At 39.3% G+C, this 21,132-nt stretch carries 23 protein-coding genes and 3 pseudogenes; 18 read left to right on the forward strand and 8 right to left on the reverse strand.

Annotated elements, in window-relative coordinates; genetic code table 11:
* The first annotated feature begins 79 nt into the window (after positions 1 to 79).
* The 11 genes and pseudogenes from CZ382_RS17200 to CZ382_RS17250 all read left to right on the forward strand — a co-directional run bounded on the left by CZ382_RS17200 (position 80) and on the right by CZ382_RS17250 (position 9,853).
* Positions 80 to 1,081: a glycoside hydrolase family 43 protein gene (locus CZ382_RS17200; RefSeq protein ID WP_088052422.1), complete on the forward strand. Its 1,002-nt coding sequence runs from the start codon at positions 80 to 82 to the stop codon at positions 1,079 to 1,081.
* 169 nt (positions 1,082 to 1,250) lie between these two features.
* Positions 1,251 to 1,397 carry a sulfatase-like hydrolase/transferase gene (locus CZ382_RS17205; RefSeq protein WP_286170904.1) on the forward strand — a complete coding sequence of 49 codons (147 nt, stop codon included), beginning with the start codon at positions 1,251 to 1,253 and terminating at the stop codon, positions 1,395 to 1,397.
* Between the two features lie 90 nt (positions 1,398 to 1,487).
* Positions 1,488 to 1,901 carry a hypothetical protein gene (locus CZ382_RS17210; RefSeq protein ID WP_088052424.1) on the forward strand — a complete coding sequence of 138 codons (414 nt, stop codon included), beginning with the start codon at positions 1,488 to 1,490 and terminating at the stop codon, positions 1,899 to 1,901.
* Between the two features lie 149 nt (positions 1,902 to 2,050).
* A pseudogene (locus CZ382_RS17215) lies at positions 2,051 to 2,554 on the forward strand (formylglycine-generating enzyme family protein); the annotation flags it as partial.
* 583 nt (positions 2,555 to 3,137) lie between these two features.
* Positions 3,138 to 5,195 carry a BglG family transcription antiterminator gene (locus tag CZ382_RS17225; RefSeq protein ID WP_088052426.1) on the forward strand — a complete coding sequence of 686 codons (2,058 nt, stop codon included), beginning with the start codon at positions 3,138 to 3,140 and terminating at the stop codon, positions 5,193 to 5,195.
* 26 nt (positions 5,196 to 5,221) lie between these two features.
* Positions 5,222 to 5,704 carry a PTS sugar transporter subunit IIA gene (locus CZ382_RS17230; RefSeq protein ID WP_088052427.1) on the forward strand — a complete coding sequence of 161 codons (483 nt, stop codon included), beginning with the start codon at positions 5,222 to 5,224 and terminating at the stop codon, positions 5,702 to 5,704.
* Between the two features lies 1 nt (position 5,705).
* Positions 5,706 to 5,990, forward strand: a complete 285-nt coding sequence (locus tag CZ382_RS17235; RefSeq protein WP_088052428.1) for a PTS sugar transporter subunit IIB — start codon at positions 5,706 to 5,708, stop codon at positions 5,988 to 5,990.
* 71 nt (positions 5,991 to 6,061) lie between these two features.
* Positions 6,062 to 7,321 (forward strand): galactitol-specific PTS transporter subunit IIC, encoded by a 1,260-nt coding sequence (locus CZ382_RS17240; RefSeq protein WP_088052429.1) that lies wholly within the window; start codon positions 6,062 to 6,064, stop codon positions 7,319 to 7,321.
* Between the two features lie 126 nt (positions 7,322 to 7,447).
* Positions 7,448 to 8,479, forward strand: coding sequence for a zinc-binding dehydrogenase (locus tag CZ382_RS17245; RefSeq protein WP_088052430.1), 1,032 nt, complete (start codon positions 7,448 to 7,450; stop codon positions 8,477 to 8,479).
* Between the two features lie 138 nt (positions 8,480 to 8,617).
* Positions 8,618 to 8,782 carry a hypothetical protein gene (locus CZ382_RS23990; protein ID WP_188724715.1) on the forward strand — a complete coding sequence of 55 codons (165 nt, stop codon included), beginning with the start codon at positions 8,618 to 8,620 and terminating at the stop codon, positions 8,780 to 8,782.
* Positions 8,783 to 8,800: 18 nt separating this feature from the next.
* Positions 8,801 to 9,853, forward strand: coding sequence for a galactitol-1-phosphate 5-dehydrogenase (locus CZ382_RS17250; protein ID WP_088052431.1), 1,053 nt, complete (start codon positions 8,801 to 8,803; stop codon positions 9,851 to 9,853).
* Positions 9,854 to 10,523: 670 nt separating this feature from the next.
* On the opposite strand, the gene CZ382_RS17255 is transcribed toward CZ382_RS17250, so the two are convergent.
* Complete coding sequence (locus CZ382_RS17255; RefSeq protein ID WP_088052432.1) at positions 10,524 to 10,796, reverse strand: hypothetical protein; 273 nt, start codon at positions 10,794 to 10,796, stop codon at positions 10,524 to 10,526.
* 471 nt (positions 10,797 to 11,267) lie between these two features.
* On the opposite strand from CZ382_RS17255, the gene CZ382_RS17260 reads away from it, so the two are divergent.
* The 5 genes and pseudogenes from CZ382_RS17260 to CZ382_RS24355 all read left to right on the forward strand — a co-directional run.
* The gene (locus CZ382_RS17260; RefSeq protein WP_088052433.1) at positions 11,268 to 11,528 is read left to right on the forward strand and encodes an FIMAH domain-containing protein; all 261 of its coding nucleotides are present in this window, start codon (positions 11,268 to 11,270) and stop codon (positions 11,526 to 11,528) included.
* Between the two features lie 249 nt (positions 11,529 to 11,777).
* The gene (locus CZ382_RS17265; protein WP_088052434.1) at positions 11,778 to 12,902 is read left to right on the forward strand and encodes a glycerate kinase; all 1,125 of its coding nucleotides are present in this window, start codon (positions 11,778 to 11,780) and stop codon (positions 12,900 to 12,902) included.
* A gap of 14 nt (positions 12,903 to 12,916) precedes the next feature.
* A complete protein-coding gene (locus CZ382_RS24350; RefSeq protein ID WP_235000467.1) occupies positions 12,917 to 13,327 on the forward strand; it encodes an AraC family ligand binding domain-containing protein in 411 nt (136 codons plus the stop codon).
* 93 nt (positions 13,328 to 13,420) lie between these two features.
* Positions 13,421 to 13,549, forward strand: a complete 129-nt coding sequence (locus CZ382_RS24555) for a hypothetical protein (RefSeq protein WP_268811330.1) — start codon at positions 13,421 to 13,423, stop codon at positions 13,547 to 13,549.
* 12 nt (positions 13,550 to 13,561) lie between these two features.
* Positions 13,562 to 13,684, forward strand: a pseudogene (locus CZ382_RS24355) (helix-turn-helix domain-containing protein); the annotation flags it as partial.
* Between the two features lie 32 nt (positions 13,685 to 13,716).
* Here the strand turns inward: CZ382_RS24355 and CZ382_RS24670 are convergent.
* From CZ382_RS24670 to rpiB, 5 genes and pseudogenes are all read right to left on the reverse strand, one after another.
* On the reverse strand, positions 13,717 to 13,896 hold the full coding sequence (locus CZ382_RS24670; RefSeq protein ID WP_327366156.1) for a fructose-bisphosphatase class II: 180 nt from the start codon (positions 13,894 to 13,896) through the stop codon (positions 13,717 to 13,719).
* 61 nt (positions 13,897 to 13,957) lie between these two features.
* Positions 13,958 to 14,194, reverse strand: a pseudogene (locus CZ382_RS24675) (fructose-bisphosphatase class II); the annotation flags it as partial.
* 37 nt (positions 14,195 to 14,231) lie between these two features.
* A complete protein-coding gene (dhaL, locus tag CZ382_RS17280; protein ID WP_088052435.1) occupies positions 14,232 to 14,888 on the reverse strand; it encodes a dihydroxyacetone kinase subunit DhaL in 657 nt (218 codons plus the stop codon).
* 11 nt (positions 14,889 to 14,899) lie between these two features.
* Positions 14,900 to 15,904 carry a dihydroxyacetone kinase subunit DhaK gene (locus tag CZ382_RS17285; RefSeq protein WP_088052436.1) on the reverse strand — a complete coding sequence of 335 codons (1,005 nt, stop codon included), beginning with the start codon at positions 15,902 to 15,904 and terminating at the stop codon, positions 14,900 to 14,902.
* A complete protein-coding gene (gene rpiB / locus CZ382_RS17290) occupies positions 15,885 to 16,367 on the reverse strand; it encodes a ribose 5-phosphate isomerase B (RefSeq protein ID WP_088052437.1) in 483 nt (160 codons plus the stop codon). The genes CZ382_RS17285 and rpiB overlap by 20 nt, the downstream gene beginning before the upstream one ends.
* A gap of 345 nt (positions 16,368 to 16,712) precedes the next feature.
* Here rpiB and CZ382_RS17295 point away from each other — a divergent pair, with 345 nt between their 5' ends.
* Positions 16,713 to 17,495: a DeoR/GlpR family DNA-binding transcription regulator gene (locus tag CZ382_RS17295; protein ID WP_088053524.1), complete on the forward strand. Its 783-nt coding sequence runs from the start codon at positions 16,713 to 16,715 to the stop codon at positions 17,493 to 17,495.
* A 71-nt stretch (positions 17,496 to 17,566) separates the two neighbouring features.
* On the opposite strand, the gene CZ382_RS17300 is transcribed toward CZ382_RS17295, so the two are convergent.
* Together CZ382_RS17300 and CZ382_RS17305 are read right to left on the reverse strand one after the other, a co-directional pair.
* On the reverse strand, positions 17,567 to 18,325 hold the full coding sequence (locus CZ382_RS17300; protein ID WP_088052438.1) for a DeoR/GlpR family DNA-binding transcription regulator: 759 nt from the start codon (positions 18,323 to 18,325) through the stop codon (positions 17,567 to 17,569).
* Between the two features lie 81 nt (positions 18,326 to 18,406).
* Complete coding sequence (locus CZ382_RS17305; RefSeq protein WP_088052439.1) at positions 18,407 to 19,507, reverse strand: alcohol dehydrogenase catalytic domain-containing protein; 1,101 nt, start codon at positions 19,505 to 19,507, stop codon at positions 18,407 to 18,409.
* A gap of 398 nt (positions 19,508 to 19,905) precedes the next feature.
* Here CZ382_RS17305 and CZ382_RS17310 point away from each other — a divergent pair, with 398 nt between their 5' ends.
* Positions 19,906 to 20,973: an MDR/zinc-dependent alcohol dehydrogenase-like family protein gene (locus tag CZ382_RS17310; RefSeq protein WP_088052440.1), complete on the forward strand. Its 1,068-nt coding sequence runs from the start codon at positions 19,906 to 19,908 to the stop codon at positions 20,971 to 20,973.
* Positions 20,974 to 21,132: the final 159 nt, after the last annotated feature.

Below are 21,132 nucleotides of genomic sequence, written 5' to 3' on the forward strand. Positions count from 1 at the left end.
TAAACATCACAAGGTTTTAGATGTCTACCATTTTAAAAATAGAGTATAGTATTGTACTTAACTTATGGAGGTACTAAAAATGAAAACCCAACCCCACAACAACGTTACAGGTGAAAAAAGTGAAATGTTTATGAATCCTTTACTTGAAAGTGGCCCAGATCCTTATGTTTATAAACATACAGACGGGTACTACTATTTTATGATCACTTTGTCTAATCATATAGCAATTTGGAAGAGCCCAACGGTAACAGGAATCGCAACATCAGAGAAAAAAATAATATGGACTCCACCAGCAGAAGGTCCTTATAGCCACAATATTTGGGCCCCTGAAATACATTATATTAATGGAAAGTGGTTCATTTATTTTACTGCCAATGATGGTGGTGGAGATGACACTCGTCATATCTTTGTGCTTGAAAATTCTTCACCTGATCCGTTGCTGGGTGATTGGCATTTCAAGGATGCTGTTAATACCGAACATTCTGGTTTAGATGGAACTGTACTCCAACATATGGATGAATTATATTTTGTTTATTCAGGATATGGGTATTTTCCTGATTATGGATCAGCACTTTACATAGCAAAAATGAAAAACCCGTGGACATTAATAGGTGAAAACGTATTAATATCAGCCCCATCAGATGAATGGGAGAAACAAGGTGGAATGGCAATAAATGAAGGACCTATATTTCTAAAGAGGGATGGAAAAATATTTTTAGTTTTTTCCGCAAGTGCAACGTGGTCTGATGACTATTGCTTAGGTATGCTTACAGCGTGTGAAACGGCTAATCTTCTTGATCCTGATTCTTGGATAAAAAGTCCAGAGCCAGTTTTCTCGAAAAATGTAAAGAACCGAGTATTTTCTCCTGGGCATAATAGTTTTACTAAATCTCCAGACGAAACAGAGGATTGGATCGTCTATCACGCATTTTCTTTTTCAGAGGGGGAAGGAGACCATGGATTGGGAAAACTCAGGAGTCCAAGGATTCAGAAAATCAATTGGAAACCAGATGGCACCCCTGACTTTGATACACCACTACCAGCCTATACACCGATAGCTAAACCTAGTGGAGAAGTGTAAAGAAGGTTTCCCCTACAGGGAGAAGCCAGCATGTCAATGATGACCTTTTACGAGGATCAGAGGTCAATGGACTTGGTGATGCCTCCGCTGATGATTATATTATAAAAAGTGTAAAGAAAAACGAATTTATTCCGGAGGGACGATGAATTAAAAAAAGCCTAATTTGCTATTGATACTTGCGGATGATTCAGGGTTCTCGGATTTGGGATGCTTTGGCAGTGAAATTGATACCCCGAATATTGACCAGGTTGCCACTGACGGTTTGCGGTTTACACAATTTTATCCTAAAGACCGAGAACACCCCCATCCTCTATAGGTGGGGGATGAATCGGCCGGTCTTAACCCATGTTTTTCCTTGCCAGAACGAATCAAAATACGTATACTAATGTCAAGGAGGTGAGAACACGTGTACGAAACACAGCAAATATGGATTAAACTTTGCCATCCTTTGTTTTCCCATCTCAGTCGCTTAACCGAAGCCAGCAAAAATCTCTACAACACGACGAACTTCTATATCCGCCAGATCTACACGTCACTCCAGACAAACAAGCCTTTGCATCTGCTCCAACAAGAAGTTATGGATCAGCTTCGAGAGTATCTTCCCGTCATGAATGAAAACCAGAGAAATGCGTATCATAAACGCTTAAAAAAACAACAAGAAAAGGCCACAGAGGAGCGTAAAGAAGTTAAATTAATACTGTTTGAGATGCCAACAAAAGAAAAACCCTTTGTGTCCTATATCTTTTTGGATGCCCTATTCAAAGCAATGAAACAACCAGATTACAAAGCCCTTCCTGCCCATACGGCACAGGGAACATGAAAAATGTGTTTCAAAATTGGAATAGCTTTTTTAAAAAGTAATGCGGATTATAAACGTCATCCAGATAAGTATCAGGCTCGCCCCCGTATTCCGAATTACGGTTGAGGGTGCAGATTGGTTTCATCCATAAGGACCGGGCTCATCAGTGAATGGATCACCCAGTCATCCATGTTTCATGGAATGATGCTCTCTCATTTTGCGATTGGGCTGGTAAACGATTACCAACAGAAGCGGAATGGGAGTATGCGGCATGAGGTGGGTTAGAGCAAAAATATCCCTGGGGTAATCAGCTAGTTACAAATGGTCAGCATAACTGCAATATTTGGCAAGGCAGTTTCCCGGTCGAAAACAGTAAGGAGGATGGGTATCTTGGAACGGCACCCGCCAAATCATTTCCCCCAAACGGCTTTGGCTTATATAATGTTTCCGGAAATGTTTGGGAATGGTGTTCCGATTGGTTTTCAATAAATAGAGAAGAAGGTGGCAGATTAAATCCTCAAGGGCCTGACACAGGTTCCACCAAGGTAATTAAGGGTGGGTCCTATTTATGTCATCAATCTTATTGCAATCGTTACCGGGTAGCAGCCCGAAGCTTTAACACGATTGACAGTTCTACGGGAAACATGGGGTTTAGATGTGCTGTTGATGGATAAATTACGTGAAACCGTTTAAACAGGTAAACGGTGAGATTTAGTTGCGTTCGCTTATATTATTACTTTTATGAGAGATCAAAATCGAGATACTTACCATACAAGATGATATTCCTCAACCGCTTTCTGTTATCAAGCGGAGTCACATAATACATTTTAAAAATCGTTCTATTGGTAGGCATTACCAGGGAGTATATTTATAGCTGCTATCCTTATTAGTTTGGTACGGGTGGGAAAAGAAACCTATCCTTTGCCCCGCCCTTTACCACAGGATTTCCCCTTATAAGATATTCCCCACTTTTGCATAAAGATACATAGAGTGTTCCTAGGTTTAAAATGTCAGTTTTCGATGCTATATTGATAAATTTCATCTTGCAAAGGGATGATGGTAAGGTTTCCTTGCCTTTTTTTGTTTTACAAAGGAATTTCTGGGACAAGTTCTATCCCCTATACATTATTGTAAAACCCCACCCTCCACCATAAGTAAATCACAATATTGCACAAAATATGTTCGACAGATTGCAATGAAAACGTGTTCATAACGATCGCTGCCAGTGATACACTTAATAGTGAAAGGCGGGTTATCATGCAACTTGATGATCGGAGCAATAAAATTTTAGAGGCGTTAATCAGTAATCCAAGTATTACGAGCAAGGATGTTGAGAAGAAATATGACTTGACTAGAAGACAGCTTGGTTACAGCTTCAACAAAATCAATGACTGGCTTCTGCATAACAATCTTCCTGCAATTGAACGCACGAGACAAGGCCATTTTATTATTGATCAAACCGTATTTACGAAATTGAACAGTGAACAGGACGGCATGCCACAAGATCTGGACATCCTTTCCGAGAAACAAAGGATTTATATTATCGTCATGATGCTGTTAAGTAATGACGACCTTTCCTTGCTTCATTTTACAAGTGAATTGGAGGTCAGCAAAAATACAGTGCTTACTGATTTGAAGCGTGCGCAGGATTATGTGGCGGATTACGACCTTGCAATCCGCTATTCCAGACGATTGGGATATGTAATGGAAGGTAATGAATTTCTAATTCGAAAATTGCTTATTCAGGTTACCTATAAAATTCTGGAAATGCCGAATGGCACCGATAGACTCCGTAAATTAGCAGGAATTCAAGAGAATGAAATTGGCGAGCTTGATAAACGAATCGATCAGGTAGAAAGAAAGCTGAATTTGCAATTCACCGATGAAAAAGTTACCACTATGCCATATACACTCATTTTAGTATTAAGAAGAATTAAAAAAGGGAAGCAAGTGAAATCATTTTATATTAAATACGAGGAATTATCGGATACAAAGGAATATCAAGCCACAGAGGAAATTCTCTATGACTTTAAAGCTATTCCGATGGAAGAACGATTATTTATTACCTTGCACCTACTTACAACAAACGTATATTGGTCGGAGTATTTAACCGAGGAAGCAATCCCGAATTTACAGCAGGCGCTGGATGAGATGCTGCGGTTATTTGAAAAAAGGGCATGTGTTGTCATTCAGGATCGGGAGCAATTGCTAAATAAGCTGCTCCTCCATGTAAAACCTGCCTATTACCGAATTAAATATCATCTTATGGAAACAAATGATATGCAGGATTCTGTTAGTAAGGATTTTATGGCATTACATCATCTCGTGCAGAAATCAACAAAGCCGTTAACCGATTTAATCGGGATGAAAATACCAGACAGTGAAACAACGTATTTGACAATGTTAATTGGTGGCTGGCTAACCAGACAGGGGGACAGCATCCAGGAAAAAGTGAAAGCAATTGTTGTGTGTCCAAAAGGGGTCTCCGTATCACGGTTAATGCTGAGTGAATTACGCGAATTATTCCCGGAGTTTATCTTTCTGGATTCGTTATCGGTAAGGGAGTTTCAAGCTTACAAACTGGATTATGATCTTGTTTTTTCGCCGATATTTTTGGAAACAGACAAGAAGCTGTTTATTGCCAATTCATTTCTCGAACGTGAGGAGAAAAGTCGATTGCGCAAACAGGTCATGATGGAGCTTCACGGCTACATTCCTTCTGATTTCAATGTAGACGATATCATGAACATCATTAAAAACTACGCATCGATCGATAATGAACAAGAACTTTCAAAAGAATTATACCGCTATATTAATCGGGATGAGACTGCGTCTGTAAAGCAACAGCGGCTGGAGGAGCGACCAACGGCAAATTTAAGTGATTTAATAACACCGAATAAGATTACACTGCGCGATGCTGCTGATTCCTGGGAGTCAGCAATCCGGATGAGTGCCCAGCCATTAATGGAAAGCGGACATATTGAACCGGAATATGTAGAAGCCATGATTAAGCATTGCGAGAAGGATCCATACATTGTGATAGGATCGAATATCGCCATTCCGCATGCGGCTCCAGATGAAGGGGTAAATGATGTTTCCATGAGTCTGCTCAGACTTAAAGAGGGTGTGAAATTCACAGATGATTATTCCATTAACCTGGTAATTGTCATAGCTGCACTAGATAAGCAGCAGCATTTGAAAGCATTGATGCAGCTAATGAAGCTTGCGGGCTCTGATAAAGATCGAGATGTTGTCGTGAATGCTGCCTCAGTAGAAGAAATCTATACGATAATAAGAAAATATTCCGTAGACTAAACAACTTAGACGAGAGGTGCAAGAAATTGAGTGATATCTATTTTGACGAATCTATCATTCTCCTGGATTTAGAAGGGGAAACGAAAGAAGAAGTTTTAACAGCTATGGGGCAAAACATGACTGAAAAGGGACTCGTAAAGACAACTTTCACGGAGGCAATCATTGCCCGTGAGGCAGAATTTGCTACGGGCTTGCCAACTAGCGGTGTTTCGGTAGCCATTCCCCATACCGACGTGGAGCATGTGAATAAGAAGGCGATTAGTGTCGCTGTCTTAAAGGATCCAGTTGCGTTTGGCGTGATGGGAGATCCGGATGAGACTACTCCAGTTAAATTGGTTTTTATGCTTGCAATGGATGAGGCACATTCACAGCTGTCATTACTGCAGCGTTTAATGCATATCTTTCAGGATCAAGAAACATTAACCTATTTAACTAGTGAAAAAAGCAATGCAAATGTAAAAGCATTTTTGGAAAGTAAACTGGATTTTACCTTTAAAGGAGGTGAGTAATGTGGAAAAGAAACAAGTATTAGTAGCATGTGGTGCAGGAATCGCGACATCAACGGTTGTAAATAGCGCTATTGAAGAAATGGCGAAGGAAAACAATCTCAGTGTTGATTTAAGACAAATTAAAATTGCGGAAGTAGGGGCATATGTTGATACAGCTGACTTACTCGTAACGACGGCAATGACAAAAAAGGAATACCCATTCCCAGTGATCAATGCGCGTTCATTCCTGACAGGTATTGGTACAGAAGATACAAAGAAACAAATACTAGAGGAATTAAAAAAATAGCAGCTATTGAACCGATTTCCTCGAGGTCGGGGAAATCGGGAAAATTCATAACTATAAGGGGGAGAAAATCCATGCAAGGATTTGTCGATTTTATACAAGCCTTTTTAGACTTGGGAGCTACCGTCATTCTTCCAGTCGTTATCTTCTTACTAGGTTTATTCTTCGGACAAAAGCCAGGTAAAGCATTTCGCTCCGGTTTAACAATTGGTGTTGCATTTGTTGGTATTTTCTTAGTAATCGATTTGCTTGTTGATAATCTGGGACCAGCCGCACAAGGGATGGTCGAAAATTTAGGAGTAAGCTTGAATGTTATTGATGTAGGATGGCCTGCTACATCATCGATTGCTTGGGCATCCGTTGTAGCTGCATTCATTATTCCGCTTGGTTTAATTGTAAACGTCATCATGCTTTTAACAAAAACAACGAAAACCATGAACGTGGATATTTGGAATTTCTGGCACTATACCTTCATGGCTGCAATGGTATATGCAATCTCGGATAGTATCGTTCAAGGGTTAATTGCAGCAGTAATTTTCCAAATTGTTTGTCTGAAAGTAGCCGACTGGACGGTGCCGATGGTTAGTGAATTTTATGAATTACCAGGTGTTTCGCTGGCAACTGGTAGTACCATTTCTTACTCACCAGGAATTTTCCTGGTTAAATTACTGCAAAAAATCCCTGGGGTAAAAAATTGGAATGCCGATCCAGAAACGATTCAAAAGCGATTCGGTATCTTTGGAGAGTCTATTTTTATCGGATTATTCCTGGGCGCCCTTATAGGTGCACTAGCAGGTTATGGTGTTGGCGATATCATTGAAATCGGGATGGCAATGGCGGCAGTTATGGTCTTGATGCCGAAAATGGTTAAGATCCTGATGGAAGGGTTAATGCCTGTATCGGAATCTGCAAGAGAATGGCTAAATAAACGGTTTGGCGATAAGGAAATTTATATTGGGCTTGATGCGGCAGTAGCTTTAGGACATCCAGCTGTTATTTCGACCGCGTTGATATTAGTTCCCATCACTGTTTTATTAGCGGTTATTTTACCAGGTAATACGGTATTGCCATTTGGTGATTTAGCAACGATTCCGTTTATTGTCGCATTTATCGTAGGTGCAGCCAGAGGAAATATCGTGCATTCGGTTATTGCAGGAACCATTATGATTGCTATTTCTTTGTATATTGCAACCGATGTCGCACCGATCTTTACGCAAATGGCAGAAAATGCAAGCTTCGATATGCCAGAAGGTTCTGCAAAAATATCCAGTATTGACCAGGGTGGTAATATCGTAAACTGGGTTATTTTTAAGATCTTCAGTTTGTTTAATTAAGAGATTATTTGACAGGGTTATTGTCACTAAATATGGGAACATCGGAGTGTGTTTCCTTTGTTCCCGCTCGCAAGAATGTTTTCCTCTGCCAGCAATCGTTCAGACAGAAGAATAGGAGGAGCTTATATGAAAGCATTAGTCAAAACAGAACTTGGATTTGGAAATTTGGAAATACAGGACAAAGAAGAACCGCAAGTCGGGAGTGATCAAGTAAAAATTGAAGTGAAGTATGCAGGGATTTGCGGTTCGGATATTCATACGTATGAAGGACATTATAAAGTAGCCGCTCCGGTAACATTGGGACATGAGTTTGCCGGCGTTGTTGTAGAAGTTGGCGACAATGTCAGTGAATGTAAAATAGGCGACCGGGTAACATCAGAAACAACCTTTTATATTTGCGGTGAATGTGAATACTGCCAAACCGGTGATTATAATCTGTGTAACCATCGAAAGGGCTTGGGGACACAGCAGAATGGCGGATTTGCGAAATATTTGATCGCCCGCAAAGAAAGTGTCCACAAACTTCCGGAAAATGTTGATTTTCCATCAGCGGCAATGACTGAACCATTGTCATGTGCCCACCATGTTGTTGCCAAAACAACGATTCATGAAGGTGACGTTGTTGTTGTAACTGGTCCTGGTCCAATCGGGCTGTTAACAGCACAGGTTGCGAAAAGCCAAGGCGCAACAGTTATTATTACTGGCTTAACTAATGACAAGGTGCGTCTGGATAAAGCCAGGGAAATTGGGATAGATTATACCGTTAATATCCAGGAAGAGGACGTAAAAGAAGTCGTAAATCGATTAACGGATGGATACGGTGCGGATCTTGTATTTGAATGCTCCGGTGCAGTACCAGCTGTAAAAATGGGGCTGGATCTGTTACGGAAAAAGGGCCAATATGGTCAGATTGGTATTTTTGCTTCAGCGGAAATCCCTGTTGATTTTGAAAAAATTATTCAAAAGGAAATTCGCGTTGTCGGAAGCAGAAGCCAGAATCCACACGACTGGGAACCATCCCTTGCATTAATGAATGATAGGTGTGTGGATGCCAAAGCATTGGTAACACATAAATTTGATATTACACAATGGGATGAGGCGTACGAGAAAATTAAAAGCGGGGAAGCGATTAAGGTATTGTTAACACCGGTAGATTAATGGATAGGTGTGAGTGGCGCGTTGAATTATTTCCGGTAAGACTGTGACTGCGGCGTATTAATAGTACTTTACAGGAATGATTCTAGTAAATGTGGAATCATTCCTTCCCTAATTAATTAGAGATGAGGGTGGTAACAAATGGTAGATGCACTTTTAGATTTCATGCTCGGATCTGTTGGCAGGTCAATTGGTGATTTCTATGTTGAACATCAGGTAATCTTCAATAGTATTGTTGTAGGTCTCGCCCTTATAGGAATTGTTATGAAGAGAAAACGCAACACAGAGAATGAATCAGCTAACTAGATAGAAAGGGTGATCGTAATGCGTTCCCTGAGACTTTATGGAAAACAGGATATGCGGTTTGAGGAAGCGGAAGAACCAGTTATTAAAAATGCTGATGATGTCATTATCAGGGTCAAAGCTGTTGGGATTTGCGGATCGGACATTTCCAGATTTAATAAATTAGGTCCTTATGTCGAAGGTACCATATTCGGTCATGAGTTTTCCGGTGAAGTTGTGGAAGTCGGATCTAATGTAGAAAATGTAAAAGCTGGTGATCGTGTGGCGGGCTGTCCTGCCTTTAATTGCGGTGAATGTGAAAGCTGCAGAAAAGGTGAACCTGCACGCTGTAAAAAGCTTCATGTGATGGGGGCTTACCATCCGGGGGCATATGCGGAATACGCCATGCTGCCCGCAGAAAATGTTGTACCAATTCCGGATAATGTTGATTTTGATACAGCCGCTATGATTGAACCATCATCCGTTGTTGTCCATGGATTTTACCGGACAAATATGCAGCCAGGTGCTGAGGTTGCCGTGATGGGATGCGGGAATATTGGCTTATTAGCGATCCAGTGGGCAAAGATTTTTGGAGCGAAGACGGTCTATGCCATTGATATTGATGATGCCAAACTTGCGATCGCCAAGGAAGTAGGAGCGGACGTTGTCATTAATTCAAAGGAAAAAGCAGCTCACGATCAAATTAACGAATTAAATGGCAACCATTGTGTTGACGTTGCCATCGAATCAGCGGGGTCACCAATTACATCCGCACAGGTTTTTGCCTTGCCGAAAAAAGGTGGGCAGGTTGTTTTCATGGGAATTCCATATGCAGATATCAATATTGTACGTTCCTATTTCGAACGGATTGTCCGCAACGAACTAACTGTTTTAGGATCATGGAATGCCATCTCCGCACCATTCCCCGGCAAAGAATGGAGTACATCCGTTCACTACATGAGTACTGGCCAAATTAATGTAAAACCAATTATTTCTCACCGATTACAGCTGCGGCAAGGGCCGGAAACGTTTAAGAAGATAATTAATCGGGATGGAACTTTTGGGAAGGTGTTGTTTTATCCGGAGCGGGGGTAGGAGAACGCCAAAATTTTGCTGTTAGAGTTCTTTTGGGATAATTCTAACTTGGTTACAGAAATGATCAGCCAAGCAAACGCTTTTATGCACATACGGGGAACTGCTAGGAAATCGAGGTTAGAGTATTTTTATAACACAATTAAAATTAGTTAAAAAGCTAAAAATACAAAAGGAGCCACCCGCTTGGATTGGCTCCTTTTGTATTATCCTAAGGTACATGTATGGATTACAGTTTAAAGTTCTTAACCAATTCCTGCAGCTTTTCGGCCATTTGTGATAAAGAAGTGGCAGAACCTGAAATTTCCTCCATTGATGCTAACTGTTCTTGTGTTGATTCGGAAACATTTTGAGCTCCATCCGACGTTGTTTCTGATACGGTTGTTACTTTATCAAACGTGGCAACAAAATGTTACGCACTTGAAGAAATGACGTCAATTTGGGATGAAACTTGCTGATAATACGGCCGGTTTAAGAGCAATCCCCATAATCATGAAAAGTGACATAAAAAATACCTTCACTCCAGGATCAATGATAGATGGATGCGAAGGTATTATGCATTAGTGAATAAGTAATATATGTGCTAAATTAGAAGACCAAACGTAGTTAAGGCCTGGTGATAAGCCAGGTTTTCTGCTATTTCGGGATTGCGTTATGTGAGGAACTACAGCTGTTAGGAAAACTGACGGAGCTTTTTCTCATGTTGAGCAGTTTTACTTAATAGATAATCAGTGGTTTCCTGTGTTTCTGTTAATTCCACTCGAATACCGTCGACTTTTTTACCAAGTCGATCAAAGCCTTTGTCCATTTTCGAATCTAATTCTTTTATCATGGTACCCATTTTCGATTCCAGTTCGTTTTTCATGTTGTCCATCTTCTCATTCATCTGGCCTGAATGGCGTCGTAACTCGTGTAATATTTCATTTAGAACCGTTTCCTGTTCCATGTCTTCACCCCCTCTATAGACATAGTATATATGATTATAGACAGATTGAAAAGACGCTAGAGAATCACCAAAAAGCTGATTTTGATCATTGGAGAATGGAATAATATAAAAATACAAATTTTATGTTGAAGAACATTAATTATTGGAAAAGTAAAGAGGGGAGATTGCTTTTTTTGAAAAGCAAAGAAACAGAGTTGGCCATGTCCAGCTCCAGCGCCCAGCAACTAGCAAACTTCACACTCCTTCATTACGATAAGTCAACATCGGTTCGCTTCCAGCTCACCGTGTTTCCTTTATCTCATTGCGGAGTGCTCCAGTTTGTACGTTGCTAAACGGGCGCTTGCGCTTTTCTTATAAAATTACAATTGTTGAAAATTAATAGAGTTAATCTGTTTTTTCTTAATATAGTTTTGCAACTTTAAAAGAGGCCTCGTACATTAATAACCACGAAATACAAACAGACCTGGAGGCTTGTTTCACATCAAATGGTTAAACAAATTATGGGAAGTACCTGCTGCGATCCGTACAAAACTGAGAGGCGTTCGACCTTTAACGCTACACCTAAGCGCTGTCAGTCATTATGAAAGCAAACAATTGGCGGATAAAGTTGTTAAACACTTAAAGAGTTTTAAACCATTGCTTGAATATGGGTTGAAAAACGCATTGATTTCCAAGGATGCGTATAATACCCTAATGATGAATACTGATGCTTTAATCGAGAAGTGGGAATAAGGTTTCCCTCAAACCCTGACACCCCCGATGGTTTGGTAATGCTACCAAAAACCATTGGGGGTGTCCTGTTTATTACAGCCGATAATTTACCTCTTGTTAACATTAACCCATGTTTCAAAAAATCGAAAAGCCTCCGTAGTTTTCAAGGAATTAATTTAATTTAATTGGGATAAGGAAATGAACAGTGTTGCTAATTCTAATAGAGTATAGTTTAATAAGGTTATATTAATTTGAACAAAGGGGATTATTATGAATATTGTCGTTGCGCCGGATTCCTTTAAAGGGAGTTTAACATCAGTTGAAGCATCTGAAATAATGAAATCCGCCATCTTGAATGTGGATTCCGGATATTCCGTCACCATGAAACCGATGGCCGATGGTGGGGAGGGAACTTTGGAATCGTTACTTAAGGCAAGAAATGGCGAACGTATAGAAGTGGATTGTACCGGACCTTTGGGAGATAAAGTAACGACCTCGTATGGAATAATAAACGGCAAAACAGCTGTTATTGAGTGTGCGAATATTGTTGGGCTTACGCAAGTTCCGGAAAATAAACTTAATCCGGATAATACAACAACATACGGTATCGGTGAGGTAATCATTCATGCACTTAATAAGGGGTGCGAATCCTTTATCATCGGCTTAGGTGGCAGCTCCACGAATGATGGAGGGCTAGGGATGCTCCTTGCTTTAGGAATGAGTGCCTGGGATAAAGACGGTAATCAAATAACTGGATATGGACGGGATTTGTACTCGGTGGAGAGGGTTCAATTTGATAATTTGGATACGCGAATTGCTAAGGTGGAAATTAATATAGCAAGTGATGTTGAAAATCCGTTATGTGGGGAGTTGGGTGCAACAAGCGTTTTTGGCCCACAGAAAGGTGCGTCTCCAAAGCAAGTTAAACAATTAGATGAAGCTTTAAGGCATTTCGGAAATTTGGTTGAATCTGAACTCCATGTCAATATACAAGAAATACCTGGCGCTGGCGCTGCAGGAGGCTTAGGATTTGCTCTCATGGCAATTGGTGGCAGTTTGGTCTCCGGTGCAGCATTAGTAGGTGATGCGATAGGTATTGAAAGTGCGATTGAAGCAGCTGAACTTGTTGTTACCGGAGAAGGGCAGAGTGACGAACAAACACTTTATGGCAAGGCACCGGGTTACGTTGCGACAATTGCTAAAAAATATGGCGTGCCTGTTGTACTAATTTCGGGAAGCCTCAATGGCAATTTGGATCCATTACGGGAGAGGTTTTCCGGCTGCTTTTCCATTATTAATAAACCATTATCCCTACAACAATGTTTTGAAAAGGCTGATAAACTGCTTTTTGAACAAACAAAACAAGTGGTTCACTTGGCAGGCAATATCAAGTAAGGAAGGGGATACCTATGGATGGCAAAGAATTAGAAAAACGCGTTATTCGTTTGAATGAGAGTATCCATTCTGAGAAGGACACGGTTAAGGAGCATTTCCATCAGACTTTTCAGATCCTGTATGCAATGGAAAATGATGGAGAAATAAGTCTTAATGGAGAAACTTATTCATTTAATCGTGATCAGGTAGCGTTCATTACACCTTATTCCAACCATTCTATTTTTGCGCATACGAAGTTTGCAGTTCTGGTGCTTGAGTTCGAGCCAATAATTTTAGATTCAACCATTCACCATAAACTAATTGAAGCGTATTTCAATCAATCGAAAATAATTAAAGTAAATGAATTTGATGCAATGGAAATAAGACAATTACTTCGGAAAATGTTATATCAGCAATCGTTAGGCGATTCCCTTAATCTCGTTTGAATGCAAGTATACCTTCTCCAGCTTTTGTACCTTTTTGCAAGATCCCAGAAGGACGCCGTCATTACAGATGCCAATACTTTAAGGGCGGAAAAATTGAAGGAATATATCGATTCCAACTACTTTAATGTGATGAGTGCAGGTGACTTGTCCGCTAAGCCGGGAGTCAGTTCACGTCATGTAAATACGATTTTCAAAGAACGTTACAATATGACACCACTGTAATATTTAACAGAAGACCGCTTAGAGATAGCGAAGAAGCTGTTATTGGAAACAGATAAGGATATTATCTCCATTTGTTTTGAGGTAGGGTTCGAATCACTTTCCACGTTTTATCGAACGTTTAGCAATTATACATAAACATCTCCAAAGAAATACAGATACATCAATAATCATAGCTCTGCTTTTGCTACGGAGACCAGGTTATCCGATAGTGATGCATCCAAATCGATGCACCCTTTGGCTTTCGAACCAACTGCTATTTTCTTCATGTACATATCCGGTGCATGTAATAAGGTTCTTGCTTCTCCAGCAGCGATTACCGTTGAGGCATTGTTTTGTCCAGAGGCAATTCAAGGTTGTTCCTTCAATTGGATCAACGGCTATATCTATTTTCGGACCGAAACCAGTACCGACCTTTTCTCCAATGTAAAGCATTGGGGCGTCGTCCATTTCTCCTTCTCCGATTACTATCTTGCCATCAATATTGATCATGTTCAACTGATGTCTTAATGCTTCGGTTGCAGCGCGATCCGCTTCTACTTTGTTATACTTTCCTACCCATGGATATGCAGCTATGGCGGCTGGCTTGGTTACTTCAAGAAAATCCAGAATCAACGGTCTCTGAAAAGCTGTATGCCTTTCTACCATCGGGATTGCACCTCCGATCCATTAATTTAAAGACGGCCTATTTAGATGTATTTGCAATTGCTTTGACCTCTTCTAAAAATGCTGATAAAACAATAAATGCTGATGTTGCCCCTGGATCCTGATGTCCGATTGATCTCTCTCCTAATCGACTGGATCTTCCTTTTTTTGATGGCATTTCTTTCGTAGATTCCATTCCTTTTTTAGCGTCCTCTACTGCGTTTGTAAATGCTGTCAGAATATCTTGCGATTCTTCAAATGTTTTTACCATACTATTTTTTGCAGGCTCAAAGGTATCAATCATTGTCTTATCGCCAACTTCTGCTTGACCACGCTCTTTTATGCCATCAATAAAAGCGGTCCAGAAATTTACAAGGTCTATTTCGGTAAATGCAGTTTTTCCTTGAACTACTTTTGCTCCTTTTATGAATCCTGTTGCATATAAGGGGCCTACGGAAGAACCGACTGCATTTAAAAAAGACCTTCCTGTTATCGCGGAAATTTTTCCGCAATCTTCCTCTTCCAATAATTCCTCGCTAACCTTTTTGCGGATTGCTTTCCAGCCAATTGACATCGTAATACCATGATCACCATCACCCAGCATGATATCCAAATCAGATAAATAATCCTTATTTTGCTCCATTAAATCGCCTACATTAATTAAAAAATGTTTAAAGTTAATAGCTGTGAATTTCATGTATACCCTCCCTATTTTTGAACGTACATTGGACAATCTGCGGGATGATCGATCATTTCAGTTAATTCTTCATTCAATTTCAATAAAGTAACAGAACAGCCTCCCATTTCTTGTGAAGTACTGTAATCACCGATATAAGAGCGATAAATCGTAATACCTCTTTCACTGAGCAATTGCTCTACTCTCCTGAAAACAATTAGTAGCTCCATCCGTGTGGTTGATCCTAATCCATTTATTAGTACTGCAACATTATCCCCATTTGCTAAAGGCATGTCTATTAAAATATCATGAATAAGTCTATCTGTAACTTTATCCGCAGTTTGCAAGATTCCCTTCTCTACTCCAGGTTCACCGTGATGACCAAGTCCAATTTCCATTTCACTATCTGCCAATTGAAAGCTAGGTTTTCCGGTTTGCGGAAGTGTACATGGACTAAGTCCTACGCCCATTGTTCGTACATAATCATTTGCCTTTCTGGCTATTCTTGCTACTTCATGTACATCGTATCCCTTTTCTGCCGCCGCTCCAGCCGCTTTTGTAATAAAAAATTCCCCTGCTATTCCTCTTCGTTTATCACTTTCTTCTTTGGGAGCTGAAGCAACATCATCTGTCGCGATGACGGATTCCACGTGTATATCGCTTTCAAGCTCAGCTAATTCTGCTCCCATACCAAAATTCATAACATCTCCCGCATAATTCCCGTAAACATAGACAACGCCAGTTCCCTTGTCAACCGCTTTTGTTGCTTCTAATATTGGGTCGGGTGGGGGAGAGGCAAAAATATTACCAACTGCAACACCATCAGCCATGCCATCACCAACATACCCCATGAAAGCAGGTTCATGCCCGGAACCACCACCTATGATGACACCTACCTTATTTTCAGGTGTTACTTTTGCCGTAACTAATGATCGTTTGTTTTTAGGTAGTTGCCTCACATGATTTGGATAAGCCTTTACATACCCTTCCAGCATTTCCTCCACCACATCATTTGGATCATTCAATAATTTCTTCATTCCTGCATTCCTCCCGTTTTAGAGATTCTTTTTCTTTGTCAATAATTTGTTGAACTTTTCTTGCCGAATTTCCACCAGTAAAAGTTGATTTAAGATATGTCTCGACAACTTGTTTCGCTATTTCTATTCCTATAATTTTTGCTCCCATGGTTAGTACCTGTGCATTATTACTTTTTTGTGCACGTTCCGCAGAATATGTGTCGTGGCAAAGAGCGGCTCTTATACCAGGGATTTTATCAGCTGATATTGCCATTCCGATTCCAGTTCCACAAATTAATATTCCCCGGTCAATTTTTTGCTTGTTTATATCATTACAAACTTCAAAAGCAACACCAGGATAATCAACTTCATCATAAGAGTAGCACCCGTAATCACTGACATTGTGGCCGAGTTCCAGGATATGCTCTTTAATATTTTCTTTCATGTCAAAGGCATTATGATCAGCACCTAAACCGATTTTCATTTTGTACAACTCCCTTTCATTAAACATTATTTTTCTTTTTAATTACTTTGCAGTAAAGTAAAAGCCGGCTAGGTTAATATGCTGGTAACCGTTTTCATTTTAATATTACATACCGTAGGAAATATTGATTATTGCGAGATATTTATTATTTGGCAAATAATTATTTTCATTATATTACTTTTATTAATGAATAGTCAATAAAATTTTTATTTGTTGTTAATTATAATCATTTAATTTCATTATTGGGTATTTTAAATTATTATAGAATGGTAGTATAAATTTGTGCTAATAATTTCTTATTATTGTTAAAATCTAACGCAAAAGTGTGGTGATATGATTGTGAAGATGTTTGCATCCGAGAGAAGAATAGTGATTCTAAAAAAACTAAATGAGCAAAAACGAATTATTGTAAAAGATCTTTCTATTGAAATGAATATTTCAGAAGCAACACTCCGGATGGATCTTAGTAAAATGGAAGATCAAGGCCTCCTGCAACGCACGCATGGCGGAGCAATTTTAGTGGATAATAAAATAGATGTAGACACTAGCTTCTCTAGCCGGGAAAAAGCCAATAAAAACGAAAAACATGCAATTGCTAATCAAGCAATCAAATTAATTTCGGATGGACAATGTATAATGCTTGATGCAAGCTCCACAGCCCTTGAATTGGTAAAGCTGTTAAAGGATAGAGAAATCAGGCTTACCGTTGTCACGAGTGGTATTAATACAGCTTTGGAATTGAATGAACATCCCGATATTACGGTTATTATGTTAGGAGGAATTCTTAGAAGAGGATCCAACTCATTAGAGGGAAATCTGGGGATAGATATCCTGGATGAAATTAATATTGATCTGCTATTTACGTCGGCGAATGGTTTTTCGGTTGAAGCAGGACTAACAGATTTTAGTGTTTACGAGGTACAATTGAAAAAAGCTATGGTGAATGTAGCAAGAAAAGTAATTGCATTGCTTGACCATTCAAAGATAAATAACAATTCCATTGCTTCCTTTGCTTCTATTCAGCAAATTAATACGATAATTACAGATTATGATATGCCAGATAATGATCTACAGGCTCTTGAAAAGGAAGATATTGATGTATTTATAGTCCCTAGTGTCAGACAATAATGTAAATGCTGTTAGATAAGGATAAAATTAAAAGGTGTTCAAAAGCGGATCCATTGAACACCTATTTTCGATCAAACAAGTCGGACATCAATGCCGTTATCTGTCAAGCTGGTTATATTTTCTTCACTCAGTTGACTTGTTATTAAAGAATCAATGTCCTTGTTTTTGGCTACGGTATGTAACGAAACTCTGCCAATTTTAGTGTGGTCGCATACAACGACTGTCTTTTTTGCGGAGCGAATCATTGCTCTTTTTGCCGGAACTAATGTTTCGTCAAAATGAGTTAGACCTAATGTTGGATGGAAGGCAGGAGTTCCAATAAAGGCAATATGGACATGCAACTTGTCCAGTACTTCATCGGTAATCATCCCGTTTAAAATATAGCTTTCCGGAAAAAGCATCCCCCCTGTTACGATTACCTTTATACTAAGTGAAAACCTTAGTTTGGCTGCTATGTTAATGTCATTTGTAATGACTGTTAGATTTTGCTTTTCGGTGATGGCATCCGCTATATGTGCTGTAGTAGTTCCAGAATCGAGAATAATGTGATGTCCATCCTCAATTAGTTCAGCCGCCAGCTGCCCGATTTTTCTTTTTTCCTCATATTGCGCGGATTCCCGCTCGTTAAAAGGTGGCTCCGAATGAATCTCGTCATCGATCATCACTCCACCATGTGTCCGTTTAAGTTTCCCTTCTTTTTCAAGTAATGAAAGATCACGTCGGATTGTCGCTTCATGAACCTCGAAATGATTCGCAAGCTCCGTAACTGTTGCAACCCTTTTATTTTTGACATATTGTAATACTTTGTTTTGTCTATCAAGTATGAGCATCTCAGCACCCCAACTTTTGGCTTTCTTGAATCTGTACCTAGATTATATTATATTCACCGGCCATATCAAGGAAATGATGTTTTATTCTTTATCCCAATCAAAGGATAAAAGGGATTTTTGCCATGCTTTTTGTTTTATGGTTGTGTCCATTGCTTCCTTCAAATCATTAGCATTCTTTATATAAAATGTATGTTCAGGGATTAGTTTCGCTAATGTTTGTTGTAAATCTTTATTTTGAAAGGCTTTCATAAGTCGTACAAAATCACTTGCTGTGCTCCTGGAACTTCCGTAAATGGTGAGCCCTTTTTCCAAAACATCCCGGGTATTAATTGGCACTCGTTTTTCAGATACCCCTATTAGTGTTAAAACTCCTTTACGCTCAATCAGATCAATCGCCTGGTTGACAGCGCTTTCGCTGAATTGCCCACCAGTACATTCGAATATAGAAGTTACTCCTTTTTCTTGATTAAAATTAAAGTCATGAACAAGATGTTGGGTCGCAAAATTGAAATGCTGAAGTTTCTCCGGAACAGCGCCAAAGATAAGTAATCTATCCTTAGGAATACGATAGATGTGATGCAGCATTGCGGTAGTCAGGTACCCAACCGGACCATCCCCGAATACAGCAATTTTTCCATTTCTCAGACTTTCTGCGTTCAGTTGCCCGATTGCATGAAGAGAGACGGAGCAAAGTTCTGCAAGGACAGCTATTTCATCAGGTACGTCATCTGGTATCAATAGAACGTTTTCCTTGGGAAGGACTAGATGTGATTGCCCAATTCCATCAAAGCCGCTTCCTAAAAAAACTGAGTTCTCGCAATAATTTTCGTCCACACCTCTTCTGCATGGGTTGCAACAATCAACCTTTTTTTTTTGTTCCAATATATAACCAGGTATGTTTGGGATAATCACGACCCTATCGCCATTTAAAAATTTATTTGAATATGAACCTGTAATTCTACCAATTCCTTCGTGAAATAATGCCATCGGGAGTTTACGTTTAAGCGCTTCCTTTCTCCTGTTGCCCGTATAGTAGCGCAAATCTGCGTGGCAAATGCTTGCAAGACTTGGTATTATAACCACTTCTCCCTCCTTCAATGCATGTTTTAAAGTAGTTTCTTCAAATAGTTCTGGTCTTGTCAGACGATATGCAGTTGATGAGATTTCTTTCGTTTTATTCATCTTATCCCCCTCTTTGATAACGTTTTTTTAATTTTAAAACATTCACAGAATATAAGTCAATACAAAATGAACTAAAATAAACAGTATATTTGTTTATAAATGTTAATTTATGCTCTTGACTGGTCCATTTATGTGCATTATAATTTATTCAAATATATAAATAATGGGATAATTCCTGCCCCGAATATGAAATTGTAACTACATAAATGACAATATTAAAAGAAAATGAAAAAATATATTGACTATTCATAAATGGAAATAATATAATGAAAACAATTAAACTAAAAAGAAAGCAGGCAACGGAAATCGAAAACAATCGAAAATTTATTTTGGTCTAGAAGGCTTTTTATAGATTGTAAGCGGTTTCTGAACAAAAAATAAAAACAGGGGGAGAGAAAATGTCTGAAAAAATGAAGGCAGTTGTTGCTTATGCACCTGGCGATTATCGTTTAAAAGAGGTTCCGGTTCCAACTATTAATAAAGATGAAATCTTGATAAAAGTTGAAGGCTGTGGTATTTGTGCCGGCGACTTGAAGGCATACGATGGGGCACCAAGTTTCTGGGGAGATGACAAACAGCCTCCATATATTAAAGCGCCAATGATCCCAGGTCATGAGTTTATCGGACATGTTGTTGAACTAGGGGAGAATGTTACAGAATTCGAAATAGGTGATCGTGTAATATCAGAGCAAATTGTCCCTTGTTGGGAATGCCGCTTTTGCAATAGAGGTCAATATTGGATGTGTGAAAAGCATGATCTCTACGGATTTCAAAATAACGTAAATGGTGGCATGGCAGAATATATGAAATTTACAAAGGAGGCAATTAATTATCGAGTCCCTGACGATCTTCCGCTGGAGAAAGCGATTTTAATAGAACCATATGCATGTTCTTTTCATGCTGTTCAGCGCGCACAGATCCAACTCGGAGATATCGTTGTGCTAGCCGGAGCAGGTACATTGGGGTTAGGTATGATTGGGGCTATTAAAAAGTCAGGGCCGGGGAAATTGATTGTACTTGATTTATTTGATGACCGCTTGGAGCTAGCAAAGAAATTTGGTGCAGACATGGTGTTAAACCCGAAAAAGGATGATGTAGTAGAGAAGGTTAAATCATTAACCGATGGGTATGGATGTGACATTTATATTGAAGCTACTGGAGCTGGAAAATCGGTGGAACAAGGTTTATCGATGATTCGTAAGCTTGGCAGATTTGTAGAGTTCAGCGTATTTAAAGATCCTGTTACTGTGGACTGGAGTATCATAAGTGATCGTAAAGAGCTGGATGTTTTGGGTTCTCATTTAGGACCATATTGTTATGAACATGTTATTAATGGGATTGTAAATGGCGATTTACCTACTGAGGGCGTAGTCACACATCAATTACCATTGGAGGAATTTGAAAGGGGATTTGAATTGGTCAAAAAAGGAGATAACTCGTTAAAGGTTGCTTTAATACCTAATTAATGAAAAAGTATTTTAATTACATCTTACTAAATTTGATTATGTTACACCTAATAACCCTTTATACAGTTTCAAATAAGGCAGGATGTAAAAAAAAATATATTAAATATTAAAGCAGGTTTAGTTTTCCAAGAATGGAGATGATAATTAAATAATTATTTC

The sequence above is a fragment of the Virgibacillus dakarensis genome (genome assembly GCF_900155625.1).
Classification (GTDB): domain Bacteria; phylum Bacillota; class Bacilli; order Bacillales; family Amphibacillaceae; genus Lentibacillus_C; species Lentibacillus_C populi.